The sequence below is a fragment of the Bythopirellula sp. genome, from assembly GCF_041737835.1.
Taxonomy (GTDB): Bacteria; Planctomycetota; Planctomycetia; order Pirellulales; family Lacipirellulaceae; genus Bythopirellula.
Window position 1 is genome coordinate 60342 of sequence record NZ_JBGSQY010000018.1, and the last position, 21210, is coordinate 81551.

The 21210-nt window shown below is 54.6% G+C and carries 19 protein-coding genes; 9 read left to right on the plus strand and 10 right to left on the minus strand.

Annotated elements, in window-relative coordinates:
* Window positions 1-28: 28 nt before the first annotated feature.
* Window positions 29-727: a tetratricopeptide repeat protein gene (locus tag AC6T8Q_RS03815; RefSeq protein ID WP_500677816.1), complete on the minus strand. Its 699-nt coding sequence runs from the start codon at window positions 725-727 to the stop codon at window positions 29-31.
* Between the two features lie 346 nt (window positions 728-1073).
* Here AC6T8Q_RS03815 and AC6T8Q_RS03820 point away from each other — a divergent pair, with 346 nt between their 5' ends.
* From AC6T8Q_RS03820 to AC6T8Q_RS03845, 6 genes are all read left to right on the plus strand, one after another.
* Entirely contained in the window at window positions 1074-2114 is a 1041-nt protein-coding gene (locus AC6T8Q_RS03820; protein WP_500677817.1) for a thiamine phosphate synthase, read from the plus strand.
* A gap of 198 nt (window positions 2115-2312) precedes the next feature.
* A complete protein-coding gene (locus tag AC6T8Q_RS03825; RefSeq protein WP_500677818.1) occupies window positions 2313-3395 on the plus strand; it encodes a mannose-1-phosphate guanylyltransferase in 1083 nt (360 codons plus the stop codon).
* Between the two features lie 153 nt (window positions 3396-3548).
* On the plus strand, window positions 3549-4001 hold the full coding sequence (gene ruvX / locus AC6T8Q_RS03830) for a Holliday junction resolvase RuvX (RefSeq protein WP_496921626.1): 453 nt from the start codon (window positions 3549-3551) through the stop codon (window positions 3999-4001).
* A gap of 30 nt (window positions 4002-4031) precedes the next feature.
* Window positions 4032-4943, plus strand: coding sequence for an NAD-dependent epimerase/dehydratase family protein (locus AC6T8Q_RS03835; RefSeq protein WP_500677819.1), 912 nt, complete (start codon window positions 4032-4034; stop codon window positions 4941-4943).
* A gap of 183 nt (window positions 4944-5126) precedes the next feature.
* A complete protein-coding gene (locus AC6T8Q_RS03840) occupies window positions 5127-5909 on the plus strand; it encodes an MBL fold metallo-hydrolase (protein WP_500677820.1) in 783 nt (260 codons plus the stop codon).
* Between the two features lie 183 nt (window positions 5910-6092).
* Window positions 6093-6422, plus strand: a complete 330-nt coding sequence (locus tag AC6T8Q_RS03845; protein ID WP_500677821.1) for a calmodulin-binding protein — start codon at window positions 6093-6095, stop codon at window positions 6420-6422.
* A 67-nt stretch (window positions 6423-6489) separates the two neighbouring features.
* Here AC6T8Q_RS03845 and AC6T8Q_RS03850 read toward each other — a convergent pair whose 3' ends face one another.
* The 3 genes from AC6T8Q_RS03850 to AC6T8Q_RS03860 form a co-directional block, all read right to left on the minus strand.
* Window positions 6490-8001, minus strand: coding sequence for a M14-type cytosolic carboxypeptidase (locus AC6T8Q_RS03850; RefSeq protein ID WP_500677822.1), 1512 nt, complete (start codon window positions 7999-8001; stop codon window positions 6490-6492).
* Window positions 7998-9158: a hypothetical protein gene (locus tag AC6T8Q_RS03855; RefSeq protein WP_500677823.1), complete on the minus strand. Its 1161-nt coding sequence runs from the start codon at window positions 9156-9158 to the stop codon at window positions 7998-8000. The genes AC6T8Q_RS03850 and AC6T8Q_RS03855 overlap by 4 nt, the downstream gene beginning before the upstream one ends.
* 167 nt (window positions 9159-9325) lie before the next feature.
* The gene (locus AC6T8Q_RS03860) at window positions 9326-10558 is read right to left on the minus strand and encodes a M20/M25/M40 family metallo-hydrolase (protein WP_500677824.1); all 1233 of its coding nucleotides are present in this window, start codon (window positions 10556-10558) and stop codon (window positions 9326-9328) included.
* A gap of 507 nt (window positions 10559-11065) precedes the next feature.
* Between AC6T8Q_RS03860 and AC6T8Q_RS03865 the strand changes: the two genes are divergently transcribed.
* Window positions 11066-12139 (plus strand): Mrp/NBP35 family ATP-binding protein, encoded by a 1074-nt coding sequence (locus AC6T8Q_RS03865; RefSeq protein ID WP_500677825.1) that lies wholly within the window; start codon window positions 11066-11068, stop codon window positions 12137-12139.
* A gap of 242 nt (window positions 12140-12381) precedes the next feature.
* Here AC6T8Q_RS03865 and AC6T8Q_RS03870 read toward each other — a convergent pair whose 3' ends face one another.
* The 4 genes from AC6T8Q_RS03870 to lpxB all read right to left on the minus strand — a co-directional run bounded on the left by AC6T8Q_RS03870 (window position 12382) and on the right by lpxB (window position 15838).
* Complete coding sequence (locus AC6T8Q_RS03870) at window positions 12382-12516, minus strand: hypothetical protein (protein WP_500677913.1); 135 nt, start codon at window positions 12514-12516, stop codon at window positions 12382-12384.
* A gap of 419 nt (window positions 12517-12935) precedes the next feature.
* On the minus strand, window positions 12936-13754 hold the full coding sequence (locus AC6T8Q_RS03875) for a CBS domain-containing protein (protein ID WP_500677826.1): 819 nt from the start codon (window positions 13752-13754) through the stop codon (window positions 12936-12938).
* A 66-nt stretch (window positions 13755-13820) separates the two neighbouring features.
* Complete coding sequence (locus tag AC6T8Q_RS03880) at window positions 13821-14603, minus strand: site-2 protease family protein (protein WP_500677827.1); 783 nt, start codon at window positions 14601-14603, stop codon at window positions 13821-13823.
* A gap of 11 nt (window positions 14604-14614) precedes the next feature.
* Window positions 14615-15838, minus strand: coding sequence for a lipid-A-disaccharide synthase (gene lpxB, locus AC6T8Q_RS03885; RefSeq protein ID WP_500677828.1), 1224 nt, complete (start codon window positions 15836-15838; stop codon window positions 14615-14617).
* A 500-nt stretch (window positions 15839-16338) separates the two neighbouring features.
* Here lpxB and AC6T8Q_RS03890 point away from each other — a divergent pair, with 500 nt between their 5' ends.
* A complete protein-coding gene (locus AC6T8Q_RS03890; RefSeq protein WP_500677829.1) occupies window positions 16339-17466 on the plus strand; it encodes a tetratricopeptide repeat protein in 1128 nt (375 codons plus the stop codon).
* A gap of 115 nt (window positions 17467-17581) precedes the next feature.
* Here AC6T8Q_RS03890 and cyaB read toward each other — a convergent pair whose 3' ends face one another.
* Both cyaB and AC6T8Q_RS03900 read right to left on the minus strand, forming a co-directional pair.
* Window positions 17582-18139 carry a class IV adenylate cyclase gene (gene cyaB / locus AC6T8Q_RS03895; RefSeq protein WP_500677830.1) on the minus strand — a complete coding sequence of 186 codons (558 nt, stop codon included), beginning with the start codon at window positions 18137-18139 and terminating at the stop codon, window positions 17582-17584.
* A gap of 43 nt (window positions 18140-18182) precedes the next feature.
* Complete coding sequence (locus tag AC6T8Q_RS03900) at window positions 18183-19595, minus strand: UTP--glucose-1-phosphate uridylyltransferase (protein ID WP_500677831.1); 1413 nt, start codon at window positions 19593-19595, stop codon at window positions 18183-18185.
* 331 nt (window positions 19596-19926) lie between these two features.
* Here AC6T8Q_RS03900 and metK point away from each other — a divergent pair, with 331 nt between their 5' ends.
* Complete coding sequence (gene metK / locus AC6T8Q_RS03905; protein WP_500677832.1) at window positions 19927-21111, plus strand: methionine adenosyltransferase; 1185 nt, start codon at window positions 19927-19929, stop codon at window positions 21109-21111.
* Window positions 21112-21210 lie beyond the last annotated feature (99 nt).

Below are 21210 nucleotides of genomic sequence, written 5' to 3' on the forward strand. Positions count from 1 at the left end.
CTGTGCGTCGTAAAACGACTTGCCGTCTTTACGCAGCATGCCGCCGATTGGTTTCGTTGATCTCGGTGGCCGACGGCTGAGCGTCGGTAATTTTAATCGTCTGGGTCTCGTCTTCGTGTGTATTTGTCGTTTTTTGTTCCAGTTCACTCTGTTCCAACACGGCGGCGTTTTCCCGTCGCTCGACCGTGATTTCGTTTTGCCAAGGGTCGGCTGCTTCCAACCGGCTTAACTTATCGAGTTGGCGAATCGCTTCGCGATGCCGACCTTGATGCCGCCAAAGTGTGGCAAGCATCAGCCGGGCTTCCGCGTCGCGGTCATCCAACTTCAGTAGCTTCAGGAGCAATTGCTCCGCAGCTACCCAATCGCCCTGCAAGTAAACTCGCTGAGCATCACGATACAATTGTTCCCTGGGTTCGGCCACAAGGCCAACGCTTGGCGTTTCGCTGGCCGATTCGTCGCTGTTTCCCGTGGCGGCTACTTCGTGCGACATTTGCACACGACATTGCCACCAACCGACCAACCAACTCGCCGCGACCACACCATATCCACCGAGCAGATATTCATGAGGTATCCACTCGTGAAACACGCAGGTCGCGAGGATCAGCACGTTGACCAACGCGGTAAATCCTACAGCTATCACCAAACCTGCCCAAGACCCCCGCAACCAGAGCTGGGGAAGTCCGGGCCAAAAGTAGGCGATCTTCGGCAGTTTTCGCGTCGGCATCATGCGTGACCTCGCCGAGCCTCACGGTCACATCTTAGACAATCGTGTGCCTAGAATAGTGACTTCGCAAGTTTAGCCCGCGACAGTGCGGAAGCAAGGCAACTCTAGGCCCGCAACCGCTTTACAGCCTGGAAATGGGTTTGTGTATCCACCAACTGTGGCGAACCTACCACGTGCGCAGCAGACTCCGCCGACAGACAATTCGTCCGGTGGGAAGATAACGATAATGACGGCCACCGACGAGGGCGGTTTGCGGGCAACCGGACACCTGGGGTTCCCCGTTGAATCCGGCCATAATGGGTTGCTAGCTACTTTTTCATCACTAAGCCGCAAGCGGCGAGAACAAACAGTGAATTCCGAACATCAGATCCTTCGCATCCTCGACGCCTCGGCCAACCGGGCTGCTGAGGGTTTGCGCGTGGTTGAAGATTTCTGCCGTTTCGCCCTCGACGACCGCCATCTCACGACGCTGGTAAAAGAGATACGGCACGAATTGGCGGCCACGCTGACCACCCTGCCCCGAGTAGATCGCCACGCCATGCGTGAGACGCAGGCCGATGTTGGAACTTCGATTTCCACTTCGGCTGAGAATCAACGAGTCGATGCCACAGCCGTGTGCGAAGCGAGCTGCGAGCGACTGAAGCAATCGTTGCGAAGTCTGGAAGAATTCAGCAAAGTCACGTCGCCAGAAGCTGCATCTAAGTTCGAGAGTTTGCGTTATCGGTTCTACACCCTCGAAAAAGCCATCACCAGCCGCTCGCGGCTTAGCGGCACTCCACTCGAACAAGCCAAACTGTGCGTGCTCATCGATGGCTCGTTCGAACTAGAAAAAATTCCGGAATTAAACGCCGCCGGCGTGGGAATGATCCAATTCCGGGATAAAAATCTCGATGATCGGGCGTTGCTGGCCCGTGCGTTGAAGCTGCGGGATCTCTGTCATAGCCCGACGGCGGAAGCCGAGGGTTGCCTGCTTATCATCAACGACCGGCCCGACATCGCCGCGGCAGTGCAGTCTGATGGGGTCCATCTGGGCCAAGACGATCTGCCCGTGAAGGCAGCTCGTGAAATCTTGGGGCCACGCAAATTCATCGGCGTATCGACGCACAGCATCGAACAAGCACGCCAAGCCGCTATCGACGGTGCCAACTACATCGGCGTCGGTCCGACTTTTCCGTCGACCACAAAATCGTTTGATGTCTTCCCAGGCACAGCTTTGCTAAAACAAGTTGCCGAAGGGATTTCACTACCCGCGTTCGCGATTGGCGGGATCACGCTTGAGAATCTCCCAGAGGTGCTCGCCACGGGCATCAAGCGCGTGGCGGTGAGTGGAGCGATCGCGAAAGCTGCGAAGCCGAGTGAAGTCGCCAATCGATTCAGCTCGTGTTTATAAAGATTTTAAACGCAAAGTTCGCAAAGTTTACGCAATGATCGCAGAGGACTTTTCTCAGCGATCCTCTGTGTCTTGGCGATCTCTGCGTTTAATCCCCCCACCGCCTGCTGAAGCAGGCTCGCCAGCTCAAGTGTTCGTGCGGTATCATGAATTGCTTAATCATCTGATCCCTGAACTCTCGCCCCTGACCTCTCCCTTATGCTTCACGCCATCATTATGGCCGGTGGTACCGGCACCCGTTTTTGGCCCGCCAGCCGTGCCGCGAGTCCCAAGCAATTGCTTTCGCTCGTAGGCAAGGCGACGATGATCCGCCAAACCTATGACCGCCTTGATGGTTTGGTTGCGCCCGAGCAGGCGATGATCGTCACCAATCGGCAACTCGTCGATCCGATCAAACAGCAGCTCCCCGAACTCCCCGCCGAGCAGATCGTCGGCGAACCCTGCAAGCGCGATACGGCTCCGTGCATTGGGCTGGCCGCCTTGCTGGTGAGCCGCAACGATCCCGATGCCACGATGGTCGTCATGCCGGCGGATCACGTGATACGCTCCGGCGATCGCTTTCAGGCCGCCGTGCGTCAGGCTATTGAGCTCGTTGAAAAGAAGCCGGGCCGCATCGTCACGTTCGGAATTCAACCCACCTACGCGGCGGAAATTTTTGGCTACATCCAACGGGGCGCGGCCATCGACATGCGGGGCGACGCCGCTCCCACTTACATTGTGAAGCGATTCCGTGAAAAGCCCAACGCCGCCACTGCCGCCGAGTATGTCGGCTCGGGCGATTTCTTTTGGAACTCCGGCATCTTTATCTGGAAGGCAAAAACGATTCTCGACGCTTTGGCCGAACGGCAGCCGCTGATCCTTGAGCACCTAAAAAAGATCGTGGCCGCTTGGGGCACCGACAAGCAGCAGCAAGTCTTCAACGAAGAGTTTTCGGCCATCGAAGGGATTTCCATCGATTACGCCGTCATGGAGCATGCTCAAGACGTGGCCGTGATCGTTGCCCCCTACGACTGGGACGACCTGGGGAGTTGGCTGTCGCTCGCACGACTGTTGGGAACCGACAAGGATGAGAACACCATCGTCGGCAAGCACCTCGGCATGAACACCAAGGGCACAATCATTCGCACGACCGACGACCACTTGGTCGTGACGCTTGGGCTGAAGGACATGCTCATTGTCCACACACCCGATGCGACGCTGGTGGCCAATAAAAACGATGAGGAGTCGATCCGCAATATTGTGAAGCAACTCGAAATGCGTGGCATGACGGAATACTTGTAAGAGTTTTACAGGAGGAAGGAGAGGGAGCAGAGCAATAATGAAAAATGCAAAAGTAAGAATTTCTAAATAATTTACTTCTTACATTTGCGAAACTCTGCACCTTTGCGTTTAGAAATTCTCTGCTAACTCTGCTTCCTCCTGTAAAATCAATTCATGGCACTTTCTGGACGCATCGCAGGGATCGACTATGGCACCGTGCGGATCGGCATTGCTACCGCCGACCTCGACGTCGGAATCGCCTCGCCGTACGAAACCTACAATCGCCGTAGCCCCGCGCTCGATGCCGAATACTTTCGTACGCTCGCTAGAGAAGAACGGCTTCTGAAGTTCGTGGTGGGCTTACCAGTCCATACCAGCGGCCACGACAGCCAGAAATCGCAGGAGGCACGGCAGTTCGGCAATTGGCTCGCCGAGCTTACGCAACTCCCCGTGGAATACTTCGACGAGCGCTATACATCGCTGGAAGCCGAACAGATTCTCAGCCAGGCCAACTTCACCAAGAAACGCCGCAAGGCGCGAATCGATCAACTCGCCGCGCAGATCATGCTCACGGCCTATTTGGAAGCCGGCGCTCGTGGGCAAATTTCTCTCGAAGGACTTGATTAGCTGCGATGCTAAGTATCGCAGCTCCCGAAAATGAACCAAACTCGTATTCTCATCGGCTGTGGTTACCTGGGGTCGCGCATCGCAAAACTTTGGCGTGCTGCAGGTGACGATGTGATCGCCACTTCGCGAAGCGGAAAATTGCCACTGGAAATGTTCGACGCGGGCGTGTTTCCAGCTCGTGCTGATGTCATTGATCCCGAAACTCTGAAGTGGTTGCCCGTTGCATCGGCATTAACGAGCAACTCATTGGACACACTGGTTTATTCCGTCGGTTACGATCGCAGCGGCGAAGCCGACATCCACACCGTCTATGCCCAAGGGTTGCAGAATGTTCTCGACGCATTGCCAAGCAATGTGCAGCGCGTGATCTACATCAGCACCACCGGCGTCTATGGCCCGGCCGATGGCGAATGGGTCGACGAAACAACTCCTTCCAACCCTCAACGTGATGGCGGCAAGGCCTCACTCGCCGCAGAACAAGTCTTGGCCGCGCATCCGATTGGCAAGCGATCGCTCATCTTGCGACTCGCCGGAATTTATGGGCCGGGAAGAGTTCCCTATCTCGACAAACTCCGCGCGGGTGAATCGCTCGACGTGCCGAGCGAAGGTTGGCTTAATCTGATTCACGTCGACGATGCGGCAGCGATTGCCGTGGCCCTCGGTGAATGGGCGACTGCAAATCCGATTACCAGCGGCCCGGAAATCTTTTGTGTGAGCGACGGCCAACCTGTTGTGCGTGGCGACCATTACCGCGAAATCGCGCGGCTGATCGGCGTCAGCGAGCCACACTTTGTCGCGCCTGATTCCAATACTCCGGCGGCTCAACGTGCCCTCGCCGACAAGCGAATTTCTAATCGCAAATTGCTGAGCACTATCCCCATCAAATTGCGTTATCCCAACTCGCGGGCAGGTCTGGCGGCGATTCTCGGGAAGTCCACTTAGAAACTCGTTTATTGAGAATGATTATCGTTTAGCGATGGTTAATTCCGCAATTCTTGGGCGGTTGCATACTCTGTGGGGCGGCCTTTAGAATCCCAGTGGCGATTAGCGGTGATCGCTCGGTTTGTTTCTGTGCGCAGAGACCCCGCTTGGCCCCTGCGATTTTCCTTGATCTGGCTGTCGACCATGCTTGAACGGACCCCGCTGTTCCCCAACGTCATCGAGCTTAACCATCAGGCCCGCCGCCGCATAAGCTGCTGCGTCTACCTGATTTACGATGAAAATGAGTGGGTGCTCTTCGACATCGGCTACGAAGACGCGGTCGACGATTGTATCGATCTGATTCGCGAACTCGACTTTCCGTTCAGCAAGTGCAAAACGCTGATCGCCTCGCACGCCGACGTCGACCACATTCAAGGGCTTTCCAAAGCCAAGCAGATCCTCAAAACAACCGTGACGGCTCATCCTTTGTCGGCCCCGCATCTGGAAGTGGGCGACAAGGTGGCGACGTTCGCCGAGATTTCCGCTCAAAATATCCACATGGAGATGCCCGCCGTTGTGGTGGAGCACAAGGTCAACGACGGCGACATCATCCAAGTCGGCAACCAACAGCTGGAAGTCTGGCACACCCCTGGGCATACCGATGGCCAATTGTCGTTGCGACTGGGGAACCTGCTGTTCTCCGGCGACAACCTATTCCGGGATGGCTGCGTGGGAGCGATTGACGCCCATCATGGCAGCAGCATCCCCGATTTCATCAAGTCCTTAACCCGCATTCGCGATAGCGACGTCGAATGGCTGCTCCCCAGCCATGGCCCCGCTTTCCGCAAAGACAATGCCCTGATCGACAAAACGATCAAGCGCCTGGACGGCTATCTGCACATGGCCGACTTCGGTACCTGCGCGCTCGATTGGCCGCTGATGGATGAGTGGGAAAGTGAGTTGGTGGCGGGCAAATCGCCAAGCTGAGTGGCCAGCTATATTCGCTAGCAGCGCGTACAGCGGTCCACATGTACCAATTCTGCCGGTTGTGCCGGATATTCCCTCAACCCGCTCTTCGCCGCCAGCCGATTCTAACTGTGAACACAACTTCGTCACGGCCCGCTTGCCCTGACGCGCCCGCTACCCGCATACCTTCGAGGGGGGAATTCGATGGTCCGCCGGATCCTATTCGCTATTTGCTGCGCCGGGGCTCTTGCCTGCTGCGTCGCCGACTCCAACCAAGCATCGGCCCAGCAAGCTTACGGCCGCTCTTGGGGCCAAACCTACACGACCCAAGATTGGGAACGCTTTTATCACTATCCGTACGTGTACTACCCCCAAAATTTCTGGGGCAACGAGTACTATCGGAGTGCCGACAGCTTGTATTACCGCTATCCGCCCGAAATGCGAATCCCGGTCTACAACAAGCGGTGGCACAACTACTACCCCAATCGCCGCCTCTATCACAGCGGTCATCACTTCATTCTCGACGTGTTTTGATCGGGTGACGTGTTTGATAGGGTGTAGTCGGCAGCAGCCGATTCGCACAAGACCCACAGGTTACATGTTAAGCCGCAAGCGATCGCTTGCGGCTTAGCGTCGTTAGGCCAATTGCTATAAGCATGAGCCCACTTGGCTCCGGCACGGCACGAATCGCGGCGAGGGAATCAAGACTCCCCGTGTACTGCCGCTGCCAAGTCAGAAAGTCGCGGCCATCGACGTCGCCATCACCATCGGCATCGCCGTCCCAATGCTCGACGGTACTCCCCAAACCGTAGCCATTCTGCCAAGCGACTAAGTCCGCGTCGTCGACGTCTCCATCTTCGTCGAAGTCAGCTGCAGCGGGGTTATCAACACGAATCCATGCGTTGTAGAAGGCGATACCAAAATTCGCCCCCATGTCGCGATAGTACGAAATGGGACGGTTCTTGCCGAACTGTGTTTCGAACGTGATATCGACCTCAGCGCCTAACAGCAAGTCTGCAAAGTTGGCGGTCGTCCAACTACTACCCGTCGAATCGGTGTCCAAGATGTTGGGCTGAATACTTTTGAGCTCGACCCAAAAGTCGGCCAAGTTATCGCCCTGCTCGTATTCGATGAAACCGAAATCATCACCGGGTGATGACGGGATCGTCGAATGAAAGTCGATGAACACGTCCAAGTTCCCCGGCGTGGCCACAACGTCGGCCAGCATTGCCTCGCCTGTCGCTTTAACTTCCTGATAGTCTTGCCAAAGACTGGGATTCCAGCGACCGTTGGGATCGATGGTAATGTGATCCACGGTGGCTCGGCTCGATCCAGCGAATCGTCCCCCAGGATTCAAAACCGGATAGCAAAGGAATTCCGCATCCTGACGAAGCCGCGCCGCGCGGGGATCATCGGAGATCAACCAGTTGATTAAGCCTTCGTAGGTATAAGTGCCAAGTGACTCGCCGGCGTGAAGTCCGCTCGAAAGCATGACTTTTCGCTTGGCTTCAAGTAGTGAATCCGTCGCGGGGTCGGTGATTCGATAGCCGAACACGTTGCGTGTAGGGACCAGTCGGCCAATGTCGTCCACGGCAACTGAGGATTGGCCCAGTATGCCATTCTCATCGGCCGATGCCGTCGGCGCGGCCCAAGGTGAAGTGAGCACTTCAGCGGTATGATCGACCGAACGGCCATAAGAGTACGGTTGCGCATACGCCACAAACACATTGTTACTAGCAAACGGCATGCTATTGGAAAATGTGTAGAGATTACCCGAGCGTTGGTTGTTGTCGAAGAAGAACCAGTTCTCGTTGTCGTAAGAATAAACCATCTTGTGGTTGGTGAGGGCAGAGTTTCCACCCGCGAAGGCCTGATTGACCGAAAATACAGGCTGTGCCCCGGCAACGCCTTCCGCTTCAAAATACATCCACCGCCAGCCCGTGCTGGTGAGATAGTTAGTTCGGCCAGTCAATTGAATGTTGCTGAGATTACCGCTCCAACTTGCGAGCGATGCGTGATCAAAATCACTATAGATATTGAGCGCTGCATGACTTGTTGTGGACCAACAAGCGGAAAGCAGGCACATGATCAAAGAAACTTGGTATCGCATCATGATCGTTGGCCCCTTCCAACACACAACCCAACCACCAAAGTTGTCAGGAGTACAAATGACGCAGGCTCTGGAACGGCGTGATAATTGCTCGTCAAACTCTCGCTGAGCAATCCTTGGTAAACCCGGACGTTGTCGAACAAACCGAAGGCAAAGTTGGGATTCGTCGGACCTGAGGCAAACAAATCGGTCATCATCAATCCGATACCACCTTCAAGATTGACAGGCCGTTCGTAGGTATTGATGCCGTCCGCAGGATTCTGCTCGATGCTGTTGTCGATTGTCCCCAACACCAACGAGTTACCCGAACGATGGCTTTCTAAGGTTACCTTCACGGTTCCTAAATGGCCGTTCGTGCCGTTGCCGACGGCATTGGCATCAACTTCCAACGTGACCGTGACCCACTGAAAGCCCAAAGCCCCTGCTGGCTGAGTTCCCGTCGCGTTCGAACCGCTGGTAGCCGTCGCGAGGTTGAAAGCAGGAAAAAGCGTTTGCAGATTCAGATTGGCATTCGAGTCGGTGTTGTCGTATCCGGCTTGGTTGCTTTGCCCAAACGACGTTTGGCCGTATTGGCCACTTGTGAGGTCGAGTTCGGACCCATTCTTCACGAGCATGTAGTCGCAGGCACTCCCCGTGCTGCTACAACCGCCACCACCGTCGCTCGAATACAACACGCCTGCGCCATTCTGGCCCGGCGAAAATGTCCGCTGAGCATCCGCCACAATGAAACCGGCAAGAACGCCGACATGCTCCGTCGTTCCCGTTTCCGAAGCGTTGGGGGCCCAATTCAACCAGACATCGACCTGCACCGTGTATTGGCTCACAAAGAGAGGGCTCTCATAAACGGCCGCGACTTGATCGCCGGCAAACTCACCCACAATGTTATCCGCCAATCGCAGGCCTCGCCGTACCGCGTCCCCTGGCTGGCTGTGAGGAGCTTCGGGGATACCGAAGGCGGCGTAATTGAATCCGAAGTCGGCTTCGCTGATATCATTCGGACTCGGTTTCGCGATACCGCCGAAATGTGAATACTTCCACCCCGTGCCAGTCGACAGGTCATCCGAGAAAAGAAGCGCCTGCGCATGGGCTGCGACTCCCAACCAACTCGCCGCCACAAGACCGGCCAGCAATCGCAATGAACATGCAAACAATCGGCTCATGGCAAGTCGCAATTTAACTCTGTTTCCGATTCCAAAAGCCCAACAGGCAGCCAATTACCAGCCTAATCGCGCTCTGGGAAACTTGCGAGCGAATCACAACGAAACTACGCCAATCCACTAGGATTTGCGTTTGCGAAAGAATGCCCTGCGCGAGAGCGAGGACTAACTTAAGGATTGATTGCCAATCGTCGGTAAACTTCCACACCGCGTTCGAGTTCCGCCACGGAAATCCACTCGTCCTCGGTGTGAGCTTGAGCGATGCTCCCCGGGCCGATTACCACCGTGGGAATTCCAACTGCCGCAAAGACCCACGCATCGGTCCCATAGGGAACACCAACAATATCACTTGCACGGCCATCAAAGCTTGCCAAGTGAGCGACTTGCTTCGCCCACTGTTGATTCTCGCCTGCCTGCATCCCGCGGCTTTGATTCCAAGGGGCTTCGTGTTCGACAACGACGTCAGCATTAACGTGATCGGAAATATATTCAACGAGTTCTTGTTGCGCGTCACTGGGAACTTCGCCAGGCATGAGCCGGCGATCAATGTCAATCACTGCATGATCGGGCACTACATTGGCACCCGTGCCGCCATGAATCGTATTCACCGACACCGTCGGTCGACCGCACAAACAATCGGCTCCGCGATGCGTTAATACTTCACGATCAAAGCCACGAATCGCCGCGATCACATCCGTCATCGCATAGATGGCATTCTTGCCTTGTTGGGGCTGAGACGAATGCGCGGCACGTCCACGGGTATGGCACCGCCAGCGCACAATTCCTTTGTGCGTGACCACGACCGCGAACTCCGTAGGCTCGGCAACGATGGCGCGCTCAGGACGCAATTCGCGCAGTTCTTCCAGCGACAATGTGCCCCGGACTTTCTCCTGATCAACTCGTGGGAAAACTTCCGCGTCACCGGGTCGCGTCCAGAGTCGTGCCAAGGCCTTCGCGCCTGTGAAGCCGCACTCCTCATTGACTGTTAATGCGAGCAGAATTGTGCCACTGCGAGCTTCAGCTGTTGCTAGGGCCGTCAGCATGGCTGCCATGCCCCCTTTCACGTCGCACGCACCACGGCCATAAATACGGCCCTCACGCTCTGTGCTACCGCAGGGATCTACGGTCATCCCCGCCACACCCACGGTATCCTGATGAACTTCCCACAGCGTAACTGGCAGTTCCGGGCTTCCGGACGGAGCGGGTATGAGGACAATAAGGTTCTCACGCCCCGAATGAACTTCCTGCCGCAGCCATCGCCAACCTTGCTCGGCTACCCATTTTTCCAAGAAATCGGTCAGCCGCCCCTCGCCCACCCAGCTCGGGTCCTTGGCTCCAAACACCGGGTTGACGGTGGGAATCGCCAGCAGAATTTGCAGTAAGTCTTTTACATTCATGGACATAAATCTATGGCTTGCCTTCCGGGCTTGGCCACTATGGTAGCCGATCTCCACCCCGTTTCTCGAAATTTTCAGAAGATTCTGCAAAAGTGTTTGATTAAACGGTAAGGGGACGCTAGAATCGGGCTTACGTAGGCTTCCTACGTCGTTCGCCCTCTGTGGGTTGCTGCCCCACCCACAGGGGGATTTTTTATGCGCTCATTTTTTCTTCCGATTTGCGCAATATCAACTGCAAAACTCTGCAACGCTGTCCCCCGCTTTCCTTTTGTCGCATTTATGGGCCTGCTGCCGTATTTGCGAGATTTTTCTCCTCCACGTAGTGGTCAAGCGAACTGCGCATTCCTGGGGTTACGTCTGGCGTCCTAGCGCGATTCTAGGCTCGCCAATCATCCTTAGTACTTTCACGCCTTGGCAAGTCGATTCGGGGCGATATGGTTGAATGGGAGGCCCAGAGGAAGGCTGTTCTTTCTTACCTCATTTTTGCCCGCTTTTGTTCGAGTTCCAATCACAATGTCTGCCATCGATCGCCAACAGGTTGAAGAAATCCTCAAGACTATCCCCGATCCCGAGACAGGCCGCAAACTATGGCAGCTCGATCAGATTCGTGATCTGGCAATCGACGGCAACGAAATCAAGGTCACGCTCGCGCTCACCAGCTATTCCGCGCTGCTCTGGCAGGACACGCGCGATCAGCTTGCCGAACAAATGCGATCAAAACTCCCCAGCAATCCCACGGTGCATGTGGAAATCGTTCCACTCAATCGGCCAGCAGAACCTATCGGCACGTTGGGCCTCACTGCCAAGAGCGTCATCGCTGTTGGCTCGGGCAAGGGGGGCGTCGGCAAAAGCACGGTCGCGGTGTCGATTGCTTGTGGCTTGCAACGCGCGGGATGCAAAGTTGGACTGCTTGATGCCGATGTTTATGGCCCCAGCGTGCCGCATTTGCTGGGCGTAGATGAGCGTCCGCAAGCGATAGAACGCCAACTGCAACCTATCGTCGTCGACGGGATGCGCGTCATGAGCATGGGTTTTCTCGTACCGCCGGGAGAAGCCGTTGTGTGGCGTGGCCCTATGCTTCACGGAGCACTCACGCAATTCTTGCGCGATACGAATTGGGGAGATCTCGATTATCTGATCATCGACATGCCGCCAGGCACGGGCGATATCGCGCTGACTCTCTCGCAGTTGATGCCACTCACGGGAGCTGTCGTCGTCTGCACTCCGCAAGACGTGGCGTTGCTTGATGCGGTGAAAGCGATCGCCATGTTCAACAAAGTGAACATTCCGATTCTCGGCGTCGTCGAAAACATGAGCTACTTCCTCTGCCCTGACAACGGCAAACGCTACGACATCTTCGGCACGGGCGGTGCGCGTCGTAAAGCCGAAGAGCTTAACGTTCCCTTCCTAGGCGAAGTGCCAATTCAAATTGCGATTCGCGAACGTGGCGATGCTGGTGAGACCACAAACAACTTCGTCGATCAAGAATCTGCGCCCCATTTCGAGCGCATCTGCTACAGCCTCGTGAAGAACATCGCGATGCAACGGGCGGCCCATCCGCCGCTGCCGACACTTTCGATCCTGTGACGCCTCGATTGTCCAAGCAGGGCGTATGCCCGCGTGGACAAGCTGTCGGCTACTCCTGGTCGTTTTGCAACCAGCCCTTTCCTAACTCCAAGCTGTCCTTGGCTTAGCAATTTTGCTATCAGGTCAAACTCTTAGCGCGCAAAAAAAGACCGCCCCCTGGGAAAAGGAGAGCGGTCCGTCTCGACCTAACACACGAAAGCTCACCGCGAGCGATGAGCTTTCGTGAAAGCGAAGTAATCCAATTACTTCTTCTTAGCGGTCTTCTTCTTAGCAGTCTTCTTCTTGGCCGTCTTCTTCTTGGCGGTCTTCTTTGCAGTCTTTTTCTTAGCTGCCTTCTTGGGAGCTGCCTTTTTAGCAGCTTTCTTTTTCTTAGCCATTACAGAATCCTCCGTAACAAAAAAAGGTAAATGGTAACTTGTTCTATTCAATTTCAATTGAACACAGAACAGCGGTCACCCCGAAAGAAAAACATGTCACCCTTCCAGGGCGTCACGACAGATCATTAATTTACGACTTCGTTGTCTTGCGTTGTGTGTTGACTTCTTCGTCACGGTTTGACTTCGTTGTCTTTAGGCCCCTCGATTAATCAGAATGAAAAATGAAATGAATAGGGCAATGCATTATAAAAGTTGCTAGCGTCATGCTTCATAGGTCGTATTTGTACGAATTCATCGAATTTGTGCAACACATTTTTTATAAAAAAATGAATTCTTGAAGAAAATTTTTCTTCACGCGCGGTCCACGGGACATCTTTTTTGTCTCGCGCGCATGTCATCCACGACTCATAACCGCGCGATTAGTAGAGAGCAATGCTCGACCCATCGGCAAGCAACAATTGCCTTGATGAAAATTGCCCTTCGGGTACTTTTCGACCAAGCCCAGGAGTGGTCAAAGTTCGCAATCGCCAATAGCTGCGCAGAGAAAGTTGTCGTCCGGGCGTAATTGAATTGTCGGACGCCATAACTGCGAACAACTCACGCCAATAGTTACGCATAAACCGTGAACGGGGATGAATGGGATCAAATCCATACCATGCATTTGGCACGGTAAAAATAGATACATTTTGCGTTTTTGCTAATTCCTTCAGCCGTCCGCTGAGCCCCGTGGCACGGTCCAGCATTTCTCGCCAACTGAGCTTACAACTCGGAAATAAAACCGATCGCAAGAGATAAAATTTGGCTTCGCTCATCGCGGTCAAGACGCCGAGTGGCAGGTCCGTGAGCACGACATCCGCGCCGTGCTGCTTGAGTCGCGCAACGCACGTTTCCACCCACGCGATGATCTCATCGACTGGTTGTTCATAGCCTAAATCGTTGCCAACATCGGTCACGAACGCGATGGTTGATGAAGCCGAATTGTTATCCAAAGCTTCCCAAATTCGCGCGCAAGAAATTCCTGAAAATTTTTTTCCTAAGAAGCCCGATTCTCGTCCATACGAACGTCCAAAGCCCATCGCGACATGAATCGAAAGAGGATTCGCGCTTGATCGATAAGCGACTTCAACCGCACTTGGAAACGAGCGCGATAAGTTACTCGCACCCAACAAAACGACCTGAGTGGGCTGAAGCGAAGTCTCAATCTGAGACCATACATGTTGATTGTCACTCGTATTCAAGGCAGTTCAACGCTAGATGTTGTATAGCGTTCTTCATAAATTTGACCGTTCGAGTCAGCATTCCTCTTACCATAGGTTTTGACGATACGCTTCCAGCGTTTGATAACTCGAATAAGCAAGGTAACCGAACATGATCGTCGTGAAGATCGATTGCCACACGACGAGGCCGAAGATCGCCATCGCAGCGGCGGCGAACAGGGATATCTGTAGCGACAAGATAATTCCACCGCGCGGATTGCCGATCTGACAGACTTCGCGTGAGATCCTCCCCCCATCGAGCGGGTAAATGGGGAGCAGATTCACAAGTCCCCATAAGACGTTGATAAATAACAAGTTAAAGACGAAATTCTGGGCATACTGATTGGTCATTCCATGCCAATAAATGCCCACTCCCAACAGCGAAATCCCCCGCGCACCTTGCACGGCGCCTGACTCGTAGATCACGCGATCGCCAATCATAATCGCGAGCCCCTGACCCATGATTTGCATGAGCGCCATCAACACCAATGCAAACGCAAACCCCGCGCATGGTCCGGCGAGTGAAATTAGAATCTGTGCTCGCGTGCTGCGGTCACAGTCTTCGCAGATTGCCAAGCCCCCCATACCGTAAAGCACGATACGTGGTTCACCACCGAAGTGACGCTGCGTGAGGGCGTGGCCCAATTCATGGATCACAATCGAGATCACGACCGCCGCAATCCAAACCAATACATCTTGCGGTGGAGTATCACTCCCCCCCAAACCCATGATCAGCGTCACCAACCAAAAATAGGGGTGGATGCGAATCGGAATGTCAAACAACCTAAAGTGAAGGTCACCTTGGCTCGGTGGTGGTTCCACCAACAACATGCAGGTCTCCCTTAAGCCGCCTGCGGCTTCGCGACGGGTCGAATAGCGGGCTCCACGAACAACTTCTCAATATACTCAGCGGCACGGACCGAAGCTCCCCCGTGGCCCACGCGTGCTTTGAGCGCAGTGAGTCCTTGGACGTTCTTCTGTAGTGCCGGTTCAAACTTCAACCAATCAATAATATGCCGTGCCAAGTCGGCTGAGCGATCTTCGCACGTGAGATACTCGGGCATCAGCACATGCTCGTCGCGTGGGTCGGCAGGGTCGTAATGGCCTGCTTCGGTGGTGGCAAACGGCTCCTGGGCGGTCAGCAAATTCACGAGCGTGATGTACCGCACGGTGCGGAGCCACTTCTGCACGGCAAATGCCAGCCGTGAAATCTGATAGAGAATCGCCGTCGGTTTCGTGCGATACAGGAGTTCTAGTGAAACCGATCCCGAACACGCCAGACAGCATTTGGCCGCATGAATCAGCTCCGGCGTCTTGGCGATGTATAGCTCGGCATAGATTCCCGAGTCGTCGATGATCTCTTGAGCCAGGGCTCGCTGGCTTTCCTTGAACCCAGCCACCGCAAACCGCACATTGGGTACGGCCGCGCGGATCAGCTTGGCTGTCTTCAAGAAGGGCAACAGGTTGCTCTTCACTTCCTGAGTTCGCGAGCCCGGCAGAATCGTCACCAATGGCCGATCATCGGTCTGCAGCCGGTTAATGAAGGTTTGATCCAACTGCTGAACTTCGAGCTCGTCGAAATAGGGATGGCCTACGAAGGTCGCCTGGCAACCACGCTCACGGAACCATGGCTCTTCAAATGGCAACTTGCAGAGCACGTGGTCGACGTAACGCTGCATCTTTTTGACCCGCCAACTCGCCCACGCCCACAGTTGTGGCGTGCCATAGTAAATCACGGGGATCCCCTGAGCCTTCGCCGCCTTGGCGATGTGCCAATTGAAGCCCGGATAGTCGATCAGCACGACCGCGTCGGGCCGATGCTTTTGAAAGTACTCATCGGCTTGGTTGACCAAGCGTCGAAACTTGGAGTAGTTTGCCAACGCCTGGCCCAGCCACATCACGGCCAGTTGTGTGAGATCAAAATTGAGTTGGCAACCAGTGTCCGCCATCTTTGGCCCGCCATAGCCCACGAACTCCCACTCGGGGTGCCGCGCACGGAGCGCGCGAATGAGATTCGATCCATGCAGGTCGCCGCTGGGTTCGCCCACTGAGAAAAAGATGCGCATAGGATTCTCCCGGACCGGCGTTGCGGTCCGGCTAAGACGATGTTTCGCGATACAAATTCGGGGCGGGAGTATGGCAGATTGGGTAATTGAGGGAAAGTTCAATTTCCTGCTAGTGCCAGTGGGACTTTTGTCACCACGGCTTTTGTCACTTCTGCCGGGGTCCCAACTTTGGTGACGAAACTCCTGGGTTTTGGAACACGCCGATGTTGCAAGTCGTTTACCGTCAGGTGTTAACAATTTTCTCACGTGACAAAACCCACCGAGTTTTGGTCGAAATCATTTGCTCGCTTGAAATCAAAACTGTCATAGCAGGGCGAACATGCCTGCCGCAAACGGTTCACCATAGCACCTCGCGCGGCCAAATTCAGCAATGATTTTTGGCCAGGTGGTAGAAGAAAATAAGCTACCGAAAACTTAGCATGTAAAAATTAGATTGATTCTCGTTCAATACATTTTACCATCAGAGGGTCTTAATCAATTTCTTTTACGAAAAAATGACTATGCCCGACTTTTTATTTACCGCTGATAGTCCCACTGGCAAACGTAAAACACAAACTATTTTGGCAGCCAATTCTCAAGCAGCGCAGACAGAACTTGAATCCCGTGGTTGGACAAGCATTGTTCTGCACACGGACGACGCTGGCGCCATCGCATCGAGCGCAGTTGCCAAAATGTATCCTGAGCTAACCGAGAAAATTACACCATCGCACCGACTTGAATCGCGTGGACTTTCTGACTTCCAATTTTTCTTATTCGTTACAAAAAACTTCTACATAAAAGCACCATGGTTTGCCGTCGCCTTAATCATACTGCTAGTCATGAATATTGCTTTTGGTTTTCATAATTCAATCATTTACATCGGGGCTGCGCTTGGTCTATCGATGCCGTTAATTTTCGCGGCGTGTATCACGCTCTTCGGAACCGCCCGTAAATTCAATCGGCTGGTTGAGGCATATGCCTGGGGACGATGGCAAGAGGTGCTTGACCGCATCATTTCACTTCGCGGTAAGGTTCCAGAATCAGAGTTGTCTATTAGACAAGCCTGTGCCTTAGCCGGAATGGGAAAGCTAGACGAAGCACGAACGGAATGGTCCAAGTTCGAAAATCACCCTGAGCTTCCGCGCTGGATGTTCCTTACACAACTTGGCGATATTTTCCAAACCGCTGGCCTGTACGACGAGTCGCTTAAATGTCATGCCGAAGCTTACGACGAAGATAAAGATAACCCTACGATGAAATTGGATTACGCGATGGCTCTTCTCACCGCAGAGCGTGATTTGGAACTTGCTCAGCGATTGATTGACGAAGCCAAACAGCAGTACTTGAGCGACTTGCTTTCCATGTTTTTGCCGTATATCGACGGGTTGGTTGCGCTTAATAGCCGTAAGTACGATCTTGCCGTCGAGCTATTCGAGTCTGCACGCAAGAATATCTTGCCTTTAGCTGCAGGTGAACCTCTAACAGCCCTTATGGTTGATACAATTCAAGCTTATATGGCAATAGCTCTCGCCAAATCTGGACAAACACAGCGTGCTATGGAAGAAGCTAGAGCACCACGAGTCCGTTTGCAGGCAAGAAACTCCGTACGATTATTGAAACAGCTTAACGATGCTGTGGGTGTGGGTTAAATCGACAATGATGTGATGACTGAATCACGAATTAAGATTAGCGTTCCCACAAATCTTTTAAAGCGAGGTGCAAGTACCGCGGCTAAATAAGAAAAGATCGCGACGAGCTAAAGCATTACTGCCGATTCGCAATCACAAGTTCCAGATAACTCCGGCGTTCGACCTCGCTGAGGTCAAGTTCCTTGGCCAGAGCGGCGATCGCTGCTTTCGCGGCGTCGGCTTGTGCTTCATCCTTGACGCCGATTTCGAGTTCGACGAATGTTCCCACCTTGCGAACGTCGTCGAGCGCCACTTCGATGGCAAAACCTGCGCGTTCCAATTGGCAGGTTCGCCGATTCTTGCGGACGATCGATGCCGGGGTGAAACTCAGGGCCCGCAAGATCTCGCCGATCGCTCCAACGGCGTCGGGGCCATCGGCCAGACGGACTTCATGTTCGACCCGTGACTTGGTGGTTTGGTCGAGTTTGGGCCCTTTGTACGTCAAAAAATTCTGCGGCCCGACGGCTCGCATCCGAAAGGCTTCGTCTGTCTGGCCGAAATCGCGCTGCGGATGGGCGTAATAGCAATCGACTTGGGTCACCGCATCGGAGAGTGTTGCTCCCTGCGCGGTGAGCGCTGCCTCGATTACCGTCAAATCGGCAACGCGGTACTTTTGTTCAATCTCGAGCGGCATGAGTGGCGTTCCAATAACGCCCAGGGATTGCAATCCCTGGGCGTTAGCTTGTTGTTAGGTATTGTGATTTGTCGAACTTTTGGCCAGGCTTCACGCGTTCGGCCACTTGCGCGGCATCGAGCGCGAAGAGTGGGCTGATTTCCACATCAACCCCCTCGGGCACGACGGCCCCCGCCGCCAGTAACCAGCGGCGATACTGCTTGAGCAGCATTTCTCGAACATATTCGGGCGTGTCGACCGCGGCCCCCGACGCATTCTTGAGCGGGGCCAGGCATTCTTCTTCGCGGTATTCCACCACCAACGGCCGCGCGGCTTGGGGCAACAGATCGAAAATGAACCGCTCGAACTTGAGTGCGTTCGGTTCGCTAGGATTGACCCTCTCGCCCGCCGTGTTGACGTAGGGCACTTTTTTCTTGGCGATGTGGAAGGGCATCATGTCTTTGAGCTTGATCGCTCGTTCCAGCAATTCGCGCTCGAAAATATGAATCGCCAAACTGCCAGCCCAAAACTTCAGCCCGCCGTCGGGGTTGCGCCGTTCCGCCACATCGTCGGGAATATCGCTGTACTCGATCACATGCATTCGATCGTCGATCATCGCAAAGTTGCCCCACTTTTCGTGGGGATGCTTTTTCTGCACGGCAATCGAGGTCAGCTCCGACTTGGTGAGCAAGTGATGCCCGATCAATTGCGGATCGCAAATCGGCACGAGCGGGTTGTCGACTTGGAAATAGAACAACTGCTCGATGCCACGGGCGCGCATCTGGTCGAGCGCGCCGCTCGCCCCCAAAGCCGCCACCGTACCACCGTGACCGTCGGGGCTTAAAAACAATTCCCCCTTCTCGGCGAGCAGGAGCTTGCCACCCTCGATGGAGATCGCAGGCATTGTCCCCTGACAAAATACGACGATGTCCTCGTCGGCCAATCCAAAATTCTTGTTCTCTGCCAGGAACTTCACCGTGTCGGCGTGCGTGGCGGGGCTCGTCATAATATACAGAGGAATCGAAGCGCCATATCGCTTGGCGTTCGCAATCACCTTCTCGACGTGAATCTGCATGAGAGTCGCGCCGGAAATCGGCCCGATCGGATACATGCTCTTAGGCAAATCGAAACCGAGCCGGCTCCCCTGCCCTCCCGCGACGACGAGCACCCCGACCTTGCCGGCATGCAGCGCGGCATGGCCGCATTCGAGGGCTTGCAGCATTTCGGCTTCCGAGGCTTCGCCCAACCGCACGGCTGGAGGGGGGGCGGCACGTCGCGAAAGTTCGACCCAATCTGGCTGATCGACTTTGCCCTGAGACAACGAATCGATCAGTTCGAGATCGATCTTCTCAATCTGCGCGGCCAAATGTTGACGCTGGGCGTCGTTGAGTTCGTCCCAGAACTCGACGAGATGTTCCTGGCCGAACGGTGATAGCCGCGCGACCAGATATTCTTTACTGACAGCGACGGGGGGCATTCAGAAAATCCATTGTTGAACCCAGGCATAAGCCAACAGGCAGAGTGCCGGGAATAAGAGGAAGATAATTCCGTACGTTAAAAGGGATGTCCAAACGTGGCGGGGCCAGCGAGCCATGATGACGATGTACCGATTACGGTGGCATGAAAACAATGATTATCAAGGCCTTGCGGCAGGTGCGCCTACCCCTGGTGGTAAACGCTTGCGCAGGGTGTTGCTCAGGGGCCCTCCCGGCGAATATACTGTGAAGTTCGGGTTCTGCCCCTTGAACTCGTCATATTACCCTCCAATTCCCCACACAAAGCTCGGCTTTTACTTCAGGAGTTACCTCGTGTCATCAGGCAAGTATTTGTTCACCAGCGAAGCGGTCAGCATGGGTCACCCTGACAAGTTGGCCGATCAGATTTCCGATGGAATCTTGGATGCCCTATTGGCAGAAGATCCAATGAGCCGGGTCGCTTGCGAAACGCTGGTCACAACCGACTTCTGTGCGCTGGCTGGTGAGATCACGAGCAACGCCAAAGTCGACTTCGAGAAAGTTGCCCGCCGGGTCATTCGCGAAGTTGGGTACACCCACGACGACATCGGCTTCAACGACAAAACCTGCGAAGTGCTGGTACGTCTGCACAGCCAATCGCCTGACATTGCCATGGGCGTCGATGACAACGCCGAGAAGGGCAAAGACGTTGGCGCTGGTGACCAAGGTTTGATGTTTGGTTACGCCTGCAACGACACCCCCGAATTGATGCCGCTGCCGATTGCTTTGTCGCATCGCATTCTGAACCGGCTCACCGAGGCCCGTCAAAAGGGTGAAGTCAACTGGCTGCGTCCCGACAGCAAGAGCCAAGTCACGGTCGAGTTCGACGGCAACACCCCCGTGCGGATCGACACGGTTGTGGTTTCGACTCAACACAGCCCTGAAGTGACGAACGAAGAAATCAACAAGTTCATCATCGAAAAGATCATCAAGCCCGAACTTCCTCAGGAATTGGTCGACGATGACATTATCTACCACATCAACCCGACGGGTCGGTTCGTGGTCGGTGGACCTCACGGCGACTCGGGTTTGACCGGTCGCAAGATTATCGTCGATACCTACGGCGGCTGGGGTCGTCACGGTGGTGGCGCGTTCAGCGGCAAGGACCCCACTAAGGTCGACCGCAGTGCGGCTTACATGGCCCGCTACTTGGCCAAGAACATCGTCGCCGCCGGTTTGGCCGAGCGCTGCGAAGTGCAACTGGCCTACGCGATTGGCGTGTCGGAACCTGTCAGCGTGTACGTCGATACCGAAGAAACTGGCACGATCGATGATTCGCGGATTTGCGAACTGCTCAAGGAATTTGTCTCGCTGACCCCCGCGGGGATCATCAAGCACTTGGATCTGCGTCGGCCGATTTACCAAAAGACCGCCGCGGGTGGCCACTTTGGCCGTAGCGAACCGGAATTCTCGTGGGAGAAGACCGATTTGGCGCCGAAGCTCGCCGCCGCAGCCAAGCAAACCGCTGCTGCTCGGTAAGTTGATCGCAACTTAAATTTATCGAACCGCGAAGTGCCGACCCAGCACTTCGCGGTTTTTTTATGCGCCCTGGCCATGAATCCTTGTGGCACTGGCTGG

Coding starts and splice junctions, on each gene's coding strand:
- AC6T8Q_RS03880 (WP_500677827.1), bottom strand. CDS start 14,603: ATGTTGTTGGTGGAACCACCACCGAGCCAAGGTGACCTTCACTTTAGG.
- lpxB (WP_500677828.1), bottom strand. CDS start 15,838: ATGCGCATCTTTTTCTCAGTGGGCGAACCCAGCGGCGACCTGCATGGA.
- AC6T8Q_RS03815 (WP_500677816.1), bottom strand. CDS start 727: ATGATGCCGACGCGAAAACTGCCGAAGATCGCCTACTTTTGGCCCGGA.
- AC6T8Q_RS03845 (WP_500677821.1), top strand. CDS start 6,093: ATGGTCCGCCGGATCCTATTCGCTATTTGCTGCGCCGGGGCTCTTGCC.
- AC6T8Q_RS03890 (WP_500677829.1), top strand. CDS start 16,339: ATGCCCGACTTTTTATTTACCGCTGATAGTCCCACTGGCAAACGTAAA.
- AC6T8Q_RS03855 (WP_500677823.1), bottom strand. CDS start 9,158: ATGAGCCGATTGTTTGCATGTTCATTGCGATTGCTGGCCGGTCTTGTG.
- AC6T8Q_RS03900 (WP_500677831.1), bottom strand. CDS start 19,595: ATGCCCCCCGTCGCTGTCAGTAAAGAATATCTGGTCGCGCGGCTATCA.
- ruvX (WP_496921626.1), top strand. CDS start 3,549: ATGGCACTTTCTGGACGCATCGCAGGGATCGACTATGGCACCGTGCGG.
- AC6T8Q_RS03825 (WP_500677818.1), top strand. CDS start 2,313: ATGCTTCACGCCATCATTATGGCCGGTGGTACCGGCACCCGTTTTTGG.
- AC6T8Q_RS03860 (WP_500677824.1), bottom strand. CDS start 10,558: ATGTCCATGAATGTAAAAGACTTACTGCAAATTCTGCTGGCGATTCCC.
- AC6T8Q_RS03850 (WP_500677822.1), bottom strand. CDS start 8,001: ATGATGCGATACCAAGTTTCTTTGATCATGTGCCTGCTTTCCGCTTGT.
- AC6T8Q_RS03835 (WP_500677819.1), top strand. CDS start 4,032: ATGAACCAAACTCGTATTCTCATCGGCTGTGGTTACCTGGGGTCGCGC.
- AC6T8Q_RS03865 (WP_500677825.1), top strand. CDS start 11,066: ATGTCTGCCATCGATCGCCAACAGGTTGAAGAAATCCTCAAGACTATC.
- AC6T8Q_RS03870 (WP_500677913.1), bottom strand. CDS start 12,516: ATGGCTAAGAAAAAGAAAGCTGCTAAAAAGGCAGCTCCCAAGAAGGCA.
- cyaB (WP_500677830.1), bottom strand. CDS start 18,139: ATGCCGCTCGAGATTGAACAAAAGTACCGCGTTGCCGATTTGACGGTA.
- AC6T8Q_RS03840 (WP_500677820.1), top strand. CDS start 5,127: ATGCTTGAACGGACCCCGCTGTTCCCCAACGTCATCGAGCTTAACCAT.